Here is an 11798-nt window from a genome sequence, read left to right as displayed (position 1 = left end):
CGGTAACCCTTGGCGCTGGGCACCCGGCCAGCCGATGTATGCGGCTGTTCCAGCAGTCCCAGCTTTGTCAGCGCTGCCATTTCATTGCGAAGGGTGGCCGAGGAGACCGCCCGGCCGAAGTGCTCGGCCAGAAGTCCGGACCCTACCGGCTCCCCATCGTCTGAATACAGCGATACAATCGCCCGCAGCACTCGTTGTTTTCGATCGTCAATGGGCATTTGCACCGCCTTCCCTTCAATTGCTTTTAGCACTCTATAACCTCGAGTGCTAAAATTATTGTACAACACTTTTTTATTATGTCAAGGGTTCTCGGCCAAAATGCGAAAAATTTTTCAAGTTTTACAATTTATCCACAAATACAGCCAAAGGTTTAGCCTACCAAGTGAGCAAAGAATATGATATGATAAGAAAAACGACCCAGCGGAGGTGCTCATAAGATGGATCAGAAAAAACGGATCGACGCGGCTATGGGACGCGTCAAAGCGGATCTTGTATTTAAAAATGTAAACGTAGTCAATGTATTCAGCGAAGAAATCGTCACAACGGACGTAGCCGTAGCAGATGGCTACGTGGTCGGTCTGGGGTCCTACGAAGGAGAAACCGAGGTAGACGGCACAGACAAGTTTTTGTGTCCTGGGTTTATTGACGCACATCTGCACATTGAATCCACCATGGCGACGCCTTTTGAGCTGGCGCGCCTTGTGACAAAAAGCGGCACCACCACGCTGATCGCGGACCCGCATGAAATCGTAAACGTGTGCGGTGCGCCGGCGGTACAATACCTGTTGGACTCCACCGAGCACCTTCCGCTCAACGTATATCTGATGCTGCCATCCAGTGTTCCCGCCACCGCCTTTGAGACCAACGGCGCGGACTTTACGGCCGCGGATATGGCGCCCTTCTGGAGCCATCCCCGGGTGCTGGGCCTGGGCGAGGTGATGTGCTATCCCGACGTTGTGGCTGGAGCCGACAGCATTTTGGAGAAACTGAGCGCTGCACATAAGGCGGGCAAACCGGCAGACGGACATGCGCCGGGCTTGAGCGGCAAGGAGCTGCAGGCTTACGGTGCCGCAGGCGTGCGCACAGAGCACGAGTGCACCAGTTTTGCCGAGGCCGCGGAAAAACTGCGGGCAGGGCTTGCCATTCTGGTGCGGGAAGGAAGCGCAGCCAAGAATCTGACGGCGCTTGTAAACGGACTTTTGGACTCGAAGCTTCCGGCGGACCGGTTCTTGTTCTGCACCGACGATAAGCATCTGGATGACATCTCCCGGGAAGGCCATGTGCGCTGGAACGTGCGCCAGGCCATTCGGCTGGGCATGGACCCGGTGACTGCCATCAAGATGGCAACGTTGAATGCGGCCCGGGTGTATGGACTGCAAGAATTGGGCGCGGTGGCGCCTGGATACCGGGCGGATCTGGTTTTGCTGAGCAGCCTGAAAAAGGTCAAGGTAGAACAGGTTTACAAGGACGGCGTCCCTGTGCAGCAGGCGCTCGCTTGTTGCAAAGACGTTGCTGTGCCCGAAAAATTGCTGGACACCGTGCACTTCAAGGACGTGCGACCTGAGGATTTGCGCCTGTCCGTGGGAAAAACCGCCCATTGCATTGAAATGATTCCTTATCAGATTGCCACAAAGCATGTGGTGGAGCCGGTTCCATCGGAAAATGGGCTGTTCCGGCCGAATGAGGAGTACACAAAATTGTGCGTGGTGGAGCGCCATGGCCGCACAGGCGGCATCGCCGTATGTCCTTTGAAGGGATACGGCATTCGCGGCGGAGCCATTGCGACCAGCGTGGCCCACGACAGCCACAACGTGATCGCCGCGGGCGACAACGACGAGGATCTGGCTCTGGCCATCAACCATCTGAAATCCATCGGCGGCGGGTATGTTCTGGTGTCGGGCGGAAAAGTGCTGGGACAGGTACCTCTCTCACTGGCCGGTCTGATGAGCACGGAACCCTGGGAAACCATTCAGAAATCCACTGCCGCCATTTTGAAACAAGCCTCTGAAATGGGCATTCCCTATCATGTAGACCCCTTCACCAGTCTGTCTTTTTTGGCTCTGCCTGTGATTCCTGAGCTTCGCTTGACCGACAAAGGCCTGTTTGACGTAGTGCGGTTCGAACAGATAAAGGAGGAAGAGGCATGAGTGTCCACGGCGATGAGGCGCATCGTCTGTTTTACTCGGGCTACAACTGCGCCCAGTCGGTAGCCTGTGCTTTTGCCGGCGATTTGGGGCTTCCGGTGGAGACCGTGGCCCAAATGATCAGCGGATTTGGAGCAGGCGTCGGCCGCCTGCGGGAAGTGTGCGGCTGTATCAGCGGAATGACTTTTGTATATGGTTTTTTGCGCGGTTATGGCACGCCGGACGACCCCCAGGCAAAAACCGCGACCTATGCGGCGATTCAAACGCTGGCTGACACCTTCCGTCAGCGCAGCGGCAGCATTGTGTGCAAGGAGCTGCTGGGTCTGGACACGGTAGAAATCACGCCTCAATCGGAGGCAAGGACCCCGGAATATTATGAAAAGCGGCCCTGCCCGGAGCTGGTTCGGTATGCGGCCGATATTTTGGAAGAATATCTGAGGGAGGTGCCGTCATGCAATTCGAAAGCGCTTTGACCCGACGCGAGGTGCTGGACCGGGTGCGTCACGGCACCCGGCAGATGCAGCGCAAGGGCGCGGCCGCAGGCGAAGTGGAGAGCCGTCCTGTGCGGGACGGATTTGTGCTGGCCTGGGCGCCCGGCGCCGGAAAACCCCGTGGCCTGTGTTTGATTGCATCGGTGGAACAGGCCAAAACCGGCTGTGTGATCCACGCCAAATTCGGGCTGGACCCGCATACGTCCCGCGTGCTGCGCTATGTTGCCGCGCTTGTATGGGTCGTGGTACTGGCCGCGGCGCTGGCCTGCCCGGCGCCGGAAAAGGCGCTTTGTGCCGCAGCCGGGGTGCTGGCGATTGCCACAGTGCTTGTATGGTTGCTTCTCACGCGGTTGCCGCGGCTTTTGTGCCCGGCCGCACAGAAAAAAGTGCTGGAGTTTGTGGAGCACAACCTGCTGAAATAAAAAAAGCCGGAGACCCTCCAAGGTCTCCGGCTTTTTCGTACCCTTTTATAATAAGGTGTGGCCCACACGCTGATATACAAACCGCCCATCCACCAAAGTGGCATCGACCTTTGTCTTTCTCAAATCGTCAGGCGCCAGCGTAAAGATATCTTCGCTCAGCACCACCAGGTCCGCGTAGTATCCCGGACGGATACGGCCCTTGACGTTCTCTTCAAAGCTCACATAGGCACTCTCCGCCGTGTAGGCGTCCACCGCGTCGCAGATGTCCATACACTCTTGGGGATAAAAACCTGTTGTGGGCCCGCCGTTCAGATTTTTCCGCGTCACTGCACAGTACAGATTGTCGATGGGGTTCATATCCTCCACCGGCGAATCGGTGCCGAAACTGGTGCGAATGCCCAGCCGGCGCATGGTCTCGAAGGCGTAGCTGGTAGAGGCCAGCTCCCGGCCCACCCGGTCTTCTACTACGGTCATGTCGTAATGCAGGAAGATGGGCTGCACCAGCGCCAGAATGTGGTTTTTGACAAACCGCTCCAGCAAAGGTCGGTCTGTGATTTGACAGTGCACCACACCCAGCCGCAAAGGATTCTCTCCATTTCGGCACACCGCATCGTACCCGTTGAGCACCTGTTCGATGGCTCCGTCCCCAATGGCGTGGGTCACCACCTGGCAACCGTTTTGCACCGCCATCTGCACCAGTTCGTTGAACTCCTCCTGACTGAGCGTGGCGATGCCCCGTGTGCCCGGCTCATCCCGGTAGGGCTGGCGCATCACCGCGGTGCGGGCACCCAAGCTGCCGTCTACAAACAGTTTCAAAGGACCGATTCGGTGGAAGGCGTCGCCCATGCCCGTGCGGTAGCCCGCATCCAGGAAGGCCTGGTACTCTGCCGGGGTCATGAAATTGCACTGATGATAGACCCGCAGCGTGGGCCGGCGCTGCACCATCTCGTAAGCCTTTAGGGTAATGCGCCAGTCAGCGGGCCGCAAATCCATGGTCTGGACCGATGTCACGCCGCACGCAGCCGCGTGGTCCATGGCCCGGCGCAGTTGTGCGGCTACGGTCTCGGCCGTGCGCGGCGGGCGAATGCAAAGCACCTGCTGACAGGCGTTCTCCCGGAAAATTCCGGTCAGACGACCATTTTCGTCCCGGTCGATGGCACCGCCCTCCGCAGGCGCCGTGGACTCGGTGATGCCCGCCCGCTTCATGGCGGCGGTGTTCGCTGTCAGAATGTGGCCGCAGGCCCGCTCCAGAATCAGGGGATATTCGCTGCAAACTTCGTCCAAATCGCGTCTGGTCAGCAGCCGGTGTTCATCTCCAAAGTAATCCTGGTTCCAGCCCATGCCGTGCAGCACGGTGCCAGGCGCGGGACGGTTGGCCTTGATAAACGCCCGGACCCGGCGCTTGACTTCGCCGATGCTGTCGGCGCCCAAAAGCTGGATGCTGCCCAAAAGCTCTCCCACCATTTGAAGATGCTGATGGGAATCGTTAAAACCCGGCACAATGGTCCGGCCGCCCGCGTCCAAGCGCTGGGCGGTGTCGGGCGCGGCGGCGAGGATTCCCTCGTTGCTGCCCACTGCCCGGATGATTCCGTCCTGAATCAAAAGAGCCTGGGCAAAACGGCCCCGTTCCAAATAAGCCTTTGCATTGTAAATCACCATTGCACCCATTGCTCACACCTCTCTTTCCGCGCTGACCAGAGGCCTGCGCCCCCGATGGAAAACCAGCTCATACAGCACCAGCCCCACGGCCGGAACAACCAGTCCGATCACCGAAGTGAGCGGGTCCTCTACAAACGTATTGACCATCAGCCCCACCATGATCAGGCAGATGACGACGATCATTGCAGGATAGCCCCACACCTTGTAAGGCCGCTCCATATCCGGATATTTTTTCCGCAGTCGAATCACCGCATAGAAGGTCAGACCGTTGAAAACCATGCCGCAGAACGCCACCAGACTGGTCAATTGGCTCAAATTCCGCGTGCAGACCAGCGCCACCGACACCAGTCCCGAGACGATCAGCGCATTGACCGGAGTCTTGTACACAGGATGCAGCTTTGCCATGCCTTTGAAGAATGCGCCGTCCCGGGCCATGGCATAGTACGTGCGGGGAAAGACCATCACACAGCCGTTGAGGGAGTTGAAAATGGCCAAAATCATGGCCGCGCCCACGACCAGGCCCCCGGCGCTGCCGAACAGCCGATTGGCCGCCTCGGTGCCCAGATAGTAGTTGCCGCTGTCGATCATGGAGACGATGGTGTCGTAGGGCAGCACCCGGTACACCGCGTAGTTGAACAGCACGTACAGCACCGTGACTCCGATGATGGAGGCGAGAATGGCCAGCGGCAGATTCTTTTTGGGGCGGCGGATCTCCTCGGCGATGCCGTTGAGATTGGTCCATCCCTCATAGGCCCACATCGTGGCCACCACACCAAAGGCAATCATTCCGCAGATCTCCGTGAGACTGGGAGCAGTGGTTGGCACGATGGATAAGCTGGGGGTCTCGGTGCCCATCCAAAACCCGCAGACCAAAATCAGCACAATGGGCAGCATCTTGAGCACCATGAACAGATTCTGGACGGCGCTTCCCAGCTTGATGCCGAAAATGTTGACCAATGTCAGCAGAAGGATCATTCCCACAGCCAGCCCTTTCTGTGCCACCTGGTTCTGGGCAAAGCCGCTGGAAGGCATCATGCTGGCAATGGCGGCGGAGAAAGCCACGGCCAAGGCGGCATTGGAGCCGGAAGAACCCAGCACAAAATTGGAAAATCCGCTCATAAAGGCCACGCGTTCGCCGTACGCCTCTCTCAAATACACGTAACTTCCGCCGGCCTTGGGCATCATAGCGCCCAATTCGGCGTAGCAGATGCCGCTCATCAGCGTGATGAGACCGCCGGCCAGCCAAACCAGCAGCGCCAGCCCCAGGCTCATGCCGCTTCGCTGCAGCACGATGCCGCCGATGTAAAAAATGCCAGACCCGATCATGATGCCAGCCAGCACCGAAATGCCGCCGAACAGTCCCACTTCGCGCCGCAGTTCGGTTTTCTCCGAAGTGAGCTCCTGGATGGTGTGTGTGCTTCGATGTTCGTTCACTGAAAAAACGCCCCTTTCCAAAATCTGTACAAAAAAAGTTGCATCCATCGATGCAACTTCACAGATCCCAAAAACGGGCGTTCCATTTTCACCGATAGCTCCTCTGCCTTTCGGCAGGAGTCATGGAGATGTTCTCCCCATGCCCAACTGAACTTCCGCACCCGGCCGTTCGTTTCGGCGGTTTGGCCTTTTATCGGTTTCACAGGGTGTCCCCTCCGCCGATTACTCTTCCGTACCGCGCCTCTATCAACTTTTTTGTTTGGCTCACTATATCACACCAAAAACCGATTTGTCCACCCCTTTTTCCTTTTTTTGTAAAAAAAATCAAATTGGAAGCTGCCGTTTTTTCAAAACACATTCAAAATTACCAAAAAAATTGTACGCTGCATCGCACTACGTACCAAAAAGGCGCCCCGCATTTTGCCGGAGCGCCCCAATGACTTTTCAATCAATTTTCGCTTTTTTCTACCGAACGGCCGGCCAGACGATAGGCCTCGTCGTACAGCCAATCCTGACAAGCCAACGGCGGCTCGCCGTTGGGCATGCGCCGCACGTAACTTCCGTCGGGCTGCTGATCCCGGGCCTGGCGGTTGTCGCGCCACATCACATCAAAGATGCGCAAAAGCCGTTGTTTCAGCTTTTCGTCGTACACGGGCGTGGCCACCTCCACCCGGCGCAGGGTGTTGCGGGTCATCCAGTCGGCGCTGCCGATGTACACGCGCACATTGTCGCCGCTGCCGAAAATGTAAATGCGGGAGTGCTCCAGGTACCGGCCCACCACGCTGATGATGTGGATGTTGTCGGTCCAGCCGGGCACACCGCCGCGCAAACAGCAGATACCCCGAACGATCATGTCCACCCGCACGCCGGCGCGGCTGGCCTCGATCAGTTTATCAATGAGGGTCTTGTCGCTCATACTGTTGATTTTGATGCGCAGATATCCATCGCCACCCTGACGGGCTTTGCAGATCTCGTCATCGATCATGTCCAACAGTTTGTTTTGCAAACAGTGGGGCGCCACCAGCAAGTGCTGGGTGTGGTCCACGGTCTCGCCCAGGGTGAGCGCCTGGAATACAGCGGCCGCCTCCATGCCAATTTCCCGGCGTGCCGTGAGCAAAGACAGGTCTGTGTACAGCCGGCTGGTCCGCTCGTTGTAGTTACCGGTTCCGATTTGGGTGATATACTGCACCCCTTGCGGTGTTTTTCGGGTGATGATGCACAACTTGCTGTGCACTTTCATGCCGCTGATGCCGTAAATCACGTGGCAGCCTGCCCGCTCCAGCCGGCGGCTCCAGGCGATGTTGTTGGCCTCGTCGAACCGGGCTTTCAGTTCCACAAGCACGTCGACCTGCTTGCCGTTTTCGGCAGCTTCCTCCAGACTTGCCACCACCTTACTGTCTCGTGCAAGACGATACAGCGTCATTTTGATGGATACTACCTGCGGGTCTCGGGCAGCCTCGTTCAGCATTTGCAAGAAGGGCCGAATGCTTTGATACGGATAGTGAAGCAAAATATCCTTCTCACCGATTTGCTCCAATACCGAGCGCTTCAGGTCCACTTCGGGGCTGTCCTGCGGATGGCGGGGTGCATAGAACAATTCGCTGCGGGCGCGCAAATCGTCCCGGATCCTGTACAGAAAGGACAGATCCAGCGGCGCATCGTATTCATACACCCGCTTTGTATCCAGCTTCAACTGCCGGCAAAGCGTCTCGATCACTTCGATGTCGATGGCGCGGCTCAGCTCCATGCGCACCGGGCACAGTTTGCGGCGCAGTTTAATGACCTCGGCCATGTGATCCCGATAGTTCAGCTCTTCGTCGTAGATGTTGTCCGCATCGATGTCTGCGTTTCGGGTCACCCGTGCCAAGGTCTTGCTGGTGATTTTATAGCCAGGGAACATCATCGGCAAGCAGTGCAAAATCAGTTCTTCGGCCAGGATGTAACAGCCGGTGCGCTCCGGCACAGGAATCAGCCGCGGGAACAGGCCGCTGGCACAGGGCACAATGCCGATTTTCTTTTTTTCGGTCTTGGTGTTCAAAACCGCAATGGCGTAGATGTCTTTGTTGGCCAAGAACGGAAAAGACTGTTTTTTTCCGATGATGAATGTGGACAAAAGCGGCAAAAATTCCCGTCGAAACATGGTTTCCAGGTAATGTTCCGACTCCGGAGGAATGCTGTGGAAATCCACAATGGTGATGCCCTGCTCGGCCAAAAGTTCCATCAGCGAAGCGTAGGCAGCGTCCCGACGATGGCACAAAAGGCGCACCTGTTGCAGGGCTGCATCGATTTGCTCACCGGGGGTCATATAGGTTTTATTTTCGCGGCTGTCCTTATCCAAAAGCATTTGGTCGTGGAGACTTCCGATGCGCACCATAAAGAATTCGTCCAGATTGCTTTGAAAAATGGACAAAAAGGACAGACGCTCGCACAGCGGCACACGTGTGTCCTCTGCTTCTTCCAAAACACGCTCATTAAACCGCAGCCAAGACAGCTCTCGGTTTTCAAAGCATTCATTTTCCATCTTCGGTTCTCTTCCTTCCCCAGATTGCCAGCCGCTCGCGCGCCAAGGCATATTTTCCTGATTAAAAAGTACCATACAACCACCCACTGTTCTACCATGTTTTTGAAAAGGAACTGCAAAATCTTTGTAAAGACATTTTGCAATCCAGTATTCACCCAAATTTTGCAAAGATTTCACGCAAATTCGCTGGTCAAATCCTGTGAAAAAAGCTACAATGAAAGCATGCAAAGCAAAGGAGTTGAACCGTCATGCCCGGTGGAGTTTTCCCTGGCCATGGGCCAACAACTGAACAAAAATCCTCACAGCCGGCTGTTTCGGGTCGTGTGGGGCGCTTATGCGCTCTGCCTATCTGAAACCGCCGGTTTTTTATTTTAAGACAAGGAGTGTTGCACCATGATCCCCTGCCGTTCTCACTGTGATCACTATCATGAAAACTGCCACAAAGATTGTGCCGTCTGGAAAGAACTTCAGCGTCAAAATCGGCTGGAGCGGCAGCGCAAAAAGGCCTACCTTGCATATTACAACGATTTATACGACACCATCATCCGCCAATGTTATACACAGATGTCTGCAAACTGAAACAGCGTCTAAAAGCGCCCCTTGTACAAGGGGCGCTTTTTTACGGATTATTTCAGCACAAAGCCACCGATGGCACGACAAATTTCCTTTACGTCCGCGTTGCTTAAAAACTCAAATCTCACCTTGCCCAGCCCACTGAACCACAGTTCCAATTCACTGTCCAGATCCAGCACACCGGCCGTCTCTACGGAGAAGCATTGAATCCTGCTGTACGGCAGAGAAGTAAAATCCTTCTTTTTTCCTGTGATTCCCTGCACATTGATGGCAAAGATGCGTTTTGTGGTAAAAACTACCCCGTCCCGAACGCTCTGGAAGGATTGGATGATTTCTTCACCGTCCACAAGGATTTCCGCAATCATTGAAGAAAACGTTTCGTTTTTCACCGGTTTCAGTTTCAGAAAGCTGGCATTGTTAAAGTCGATCATCGTTCTACTCCTCCTTTGATTGTCACAGCGTGTTGTGATCCTGTCCTTATCATACCATCTTTTTCATCTTGTGCAAAACATAAAAACGGAGCAAAGCCGATGCCTTGCTCCGTTTTTGGTGCGCTGCAAGGGATTCGAACCCCTGACCTTTTGGTTCGTAGCCAAACACTCTATCCAACTGAGCTAGCAGCGCATTTTTACTTTTCACACTCTCGAGTGCATTTAGTATGATAGCATACTCGAACTAAAAAGTCAACTTCTTTTTTAAAAAATCTTCTCTATCCACTTTTTTCCCTAAAATTCTTTTGTTTGGATGCGCCCGCTCAATTGTGTTTTTCTCGACTTTTTGTTATACTGTTAAAAATGAACTAAAAAAGCCGACCGAACGGCTTATTGTGGAGGTTTTTCCGTGGACAATCTGTATACGATCACCGGCATTGTAGTGCTGGCCATTCTGTGCATCGGCATCGTGGTCTACTTCATGTGGCAGAATGAATTTTTTCAGCGCCGCCGCAAAGCAAAAGATCTGCCCGATTCAAAAAAAGCCGACAAACCCCTGGGTGCAGCGCGGCGTATGGCTTTGATGAATGGGTATCAGCTTATTGCACCCGCATGCCTTGCCAAGGACGGGAAACTGGCGGATCTGGATTTCATTGTTGTAGGTACGTTTGGGCTGCTGTGCGTCAAATGTGTGGGCCGCGGCGGTTCCATTTACGGCAGCGCAGGGGACGCCATGTGGCTGCAGGTAAAAAACGACGACCGCATCTCCTTCGCAAACCCCATGTTGGAAGCCGAGCGGGATACACGCCTTGTGCGCGACATTCTTTTCAGCGCCAAGCTCAAAGGCATTCCGGTCGAGACGGTTTGCGTGTTTACCAATCCCTCCGCCTCGCTGGCACTGCCCCGGAGCACCGGCCATTATACCGTCAAAGAGTTCCGCTCCCTGTTGGGTCAATCCCGCTTTTTGCAGGAGCGTAAAATCGATTTGGAGGCAGTGTGCAAAGCGCTGCGTTCCTATGTGACGGAAAAGAAATAAGATTTCATTTTTGAACGTCCCTTTTCCCGGACCGGATGCCGGGCAAAGGGACGTTTGCTGTGTCCGGGCTTTTGTTCTGTGCACAAAATCGCCGAATCAAATCTGTCCATCACAACCAAAACCGGCCCCTGCAAACGCAGGAGCCGGTTTTTTCTCATTCTGTTACTTCTTCAAAGGCTTCCTCGCCGGCGCCGCACACAGGGCACGGTACGGGAGGCTGGTCACCCTCGAACTCTTGGCCGCAAATCGTACAAAGCCACTTTTTCATAGTGCAGTCTCCTTTCTTTGTGAATAGTATACACAAACGCACGTACGCTTAAACGCCACGCACTGCATTTCCAAAAGCCAAACCGTATTGTTTCGCAGCATCCAAATCTGTCTGCGTGGGTTTGAACCGAACCTTCATACCCTCCAGCGGCATATTGAGCTTCAACTGCTGCATACGGGCAACCAAGTTCGGCACTGCCTCACCGCTCCAGCCATAGCTGCCGAAGGCAGCGGCAAATTTGCCCTTGTGGATGATGGGATTCAGACCTACCAGCATTTCATACACAGGCGGCAGCGCATCGCCCACCAGGGTGGGGCTGCCCAGCAAAAAGCCGTCTGCATCCGCAATGGCCGCTTTGGCCTGGGCATTGTCGTCGGTCACCAAATCAAAACATTTCACGCTCACGCCGCTCTGGGTCAGGCCCTCGCAGATGGACTCCGCCAGTTGTTTTGTGTAACCGTAAGCAGACACGTAAGCCACCGCTACGGTCTTTTTCTCACGCACTACCGGAGTGCTCCAGGTACGATACAAATCAAAATAATGCTGAATGTTGCTGCGCAGCACCGGTCCGTGGCCATTGCCTACAAACTCAATGGGCAAGTCCTTAATGCGGTCCAAAGCCTTGAGCATAAACGGGTTTTTAAACGGACCGATGATGTTGTCAAAGTAATATTTATAGGCCTCGGTGAAATCGCCCTCAATCAGGTCGTTAAACACCCGATCGTCCGCGTAGTGGCATCCAAAGCTATCGCAAGTGAACAGCGCCTTCAGTTCAGGAATATACGTGTACATGCTGTCCGGCCAATGCAACATGGGCAC

Annotated in this window: 11 protein-coding genes, 1 tRNA gene, 1 pseudogene and 1 riboswitch; of the genes and pseudogenes, 5 read left to right on the top strand and 8 right to left on the bottom strand. The window is 55.0% G+C overall.

Features of this window, described 5'->3' with window-relative positions:
- A pseudogene (locus AB5H98_RS10690) lies at nt 1-218 on the bottom strand (heat-inducible transcription repressor HrcA); the annotation flags it as partial.
- Between the two features lie 219 nt (nt 219-437).
- On the opposite strand from AB5H98_RS10690, the gene ade reads away from it, so the two are divergent.
- Genes ade through AB5H98_RS10675 form a run of 3 tightly spaced genes read left to right on the top strand, consistent with a single transcriptional unit; the run spans nt 438 to nt 3057 of the window.
- The gene (gene ade / locus AB5H98_RS10685; protein WP_367925888.1) at nt 438-2147 is read left to right on the top strand and encodes an adenine deaminase; all 1710 of its coding nucleotides are present in this window, start codon (nt 438-440) and stop codon (nt 2145-2147) included.
- Entirely contained in the window at nt 2144-2617 is a 474-nt protein-coding gene (locus AB5H98_RS10680; protein ID WP_367925887.1) for a C-GCAxxG-C-C family protein, read from the top strand. The genes ade and AB5H98_RS10680 overlap by 4 nt, the downstream gene beginning before the upstream one ends.
- On the top strand, nt 2596-3057 hold the full coding sequence (locus AB5H98_RS10675) for a hypothetical protein (RefSeq protein ID WP_367925886.1): 462 nt from the start codon (nt 2596-2598) through the stop codon (nt 3055-3057). The genes AB5H98_RS10680 and AB5H98_RS10675 overlap by 22 nt, the downstream gene beginning before the upstream one ends.
- Nucleotides 3058-3102: 45 nt before the next feature.
- Here AB5H98_RS10675 and AB5H98_RS10670 read toward each other — a convergent pair whose 3' ends face one another.
- The 3 genes from AB5H98_RS10670 to ppk1 form a co-directional block, all read right to left on the bottom strand.
- Nucleotides 3103-4725, bottom strand: coding sequence for an amidohydrolase (locus AB5H98_RS10670; RefSeq protein ID WP_367925885.1), 1623 nt, complete (start codon nt 4723-4725; stop codon nt 3103-3105).
- Between the two features lie 3 nt (nt 4726-4728).
- Complete coding sequence (locus AB5H98_RS10665; protein WP_367925884.1) at nt 4729-6150, bottom strand: APC family permease; 1422 nt, start codon at nt 6148-6150, stop codon at nt 4729-4731.
- An 87-nt stretch (nt 6151-6237) separates the two neighbouring features.
- A riboswitch (Lysine riboswitch) is annotated at nt 6238-6404 on the bottom strand.
- 194 nt (nt 6405-6598) lie between these two features.
- Nucleotides 6599-8671, bottom strand: coding sequence for a polyphosphate kinase 1 (ppk1, locus tag AB5H98_RS10660; RefSeq protein ID WP_367925883.1), 2073 nt, complete (start codon nt 8669-8671; stop codon nt 6599-6601).
- Between the two features lie 393 nt (nt 8672-9064).
- Between ppk1 and AB5H98_RS10655 the strand changes: the two genes are divergently transcribed.
- On the top strand, nt 9065-9250 hold the full coding sequence (locus AB5H98_RS10655) for a hypothetical protein (protein WP_367925882.1): 186 nt from the start codon (nt 9065-9067) through the stop codon (nt 9248-9250).
- A gap of 47 nt (nt 9251-9297) precedes the next feature.
- On the opposite strand, the gene AB5H98_RS10650 is transcribed toward AB5H98_RS10655, so the two are convergent.
- Together AB5H98_RS10650 and AB5H98_RS10645 are read right to left on the bottom strand one after the other, a co-directional pair.
- Nucleotides 9298-9675, bottom strand: a complete 378-nt coding sequence (locus tag AB5H98_RS10650) for a PH domain-containing protein (protein WP_367925881.1) — start codon at nt 9673-9675, stop codon at nt 9298-9300.
- A gap of 116 nt (nt 9676-9791) precedes the next feature.
- Nucleotides 9792-9868 (bottom strand) — tRNA-Arg (locus AB5H98_RS10645).
- A 216-nt stretch (nt 9869-10084) separates the two neighbouring features.
- Between AB5H98_RS10645 and AB5H98_RS10640 the strand changes: the two genes are divergently transcribed.
- Nucleotides 10085-10711, top strand: coding sequence for a nuclease-related domain-containing protein (locus tag AB5H98_RS10640; RefSeq protein ID WP_367925880.1), 627 nt, complete (start codon nt 10085-10087; stop codon nt 10709-10711).
- 154 nt (nt 10712-10865) lie between these two features.
- Here AB5H98_RS10640 and AB5H98_RS10635 read toward each other — a convergent pair whose 3' ends face one another.
- On the bottom strand, nt 10866-10979 hold the full coding sequence (locus tag AB5H98_RS10635; protein WP_367925879.1) for a rubredoxin-like domain-containing protein: 114 nt from the start codon (nt 10977-10979) through the stop codon (nt 10866-10868).
- A gap of 48 nt (nt 10980-11027) precedes the next feature.
- Nucleotides 11028-11798 (bottom strand): flavodoxin domain-containing protein (locus tag AB5H98_RS10630; RefSeq protein WP_367925878.1); only part of this gene is annotated, 771 nt, incomplete at its 5' end.

Origin of the sequence: uncultured Ruthenibacterium sp. (assembly GCF_963558415.1) — a bacterium.
GTDB lineage: Bacteria > Bacillota > Clostridia > Oscillospirales > Ruminococcaceae > Ruthenibacterium.
This window is presented reverse-complemented; position numbering and strand designations above follow the sequence as displayed.

Bases quoted from the DNA above. Each gene is read 5' to 3' on its own strand.
- AB5H98_RS10670 (WP_367925885.1), bottom strand. From the start codon at position 4,725: ATGGGTGCAATGGTGATTTACAATGCAAAGGCTTATTTGGAACGGGGC.
- AB5H98_RS10680 (WP_367925887.1), top strand. From the start codon at position 2,144: ATGAGTGTCCACGGCGATGAGGCGCATCGTCTGTTTTACTCGGGCTAC.
- ade (WP_367925888.1), top strand. From the start codon at position 438: ATGGATCAGAAAAAACGGATCGACGCGGCTATGGGACGCGTCAAAGCG.
- AB5H98_RS10675 (WP_367925886.1), top strand. From the start codon at position 2,596: ATGCAATTCGAAAGCGCTTTGACCCGACGCGAGGTGCTGGACCGGGTG.
- AB5H98_RS10655 (WP_367925882.1), top strand. From the start codon at position 9,065: ATGATCCCCTGCCGTTCTCACTGTGATCACTATCATGAAAACTGCCAC.
- AB5H98_RS10650 (WP_367925881.1), bottom strand. From the start codon at position 9,675: ATGATCGACTTTAACAATGCCAGCTTTCTGAAACTGAAACCGGTGAAA.
- AB5H98_RS10635 (WP_367925879.1), bottom strand. From the start codon at position 10,979: ATGAAAAAGTGGCTTTGTACGATTTGCGGCCAAGAGTTCGAGGGTGAC.
- ppk1 (WP_367925883.1), bottom strand. From the start codon at position 8,671: ATGGAAAATGAATGCTTTGAAAACCGAGAGCTGTCTTGGCTGCGGTTT.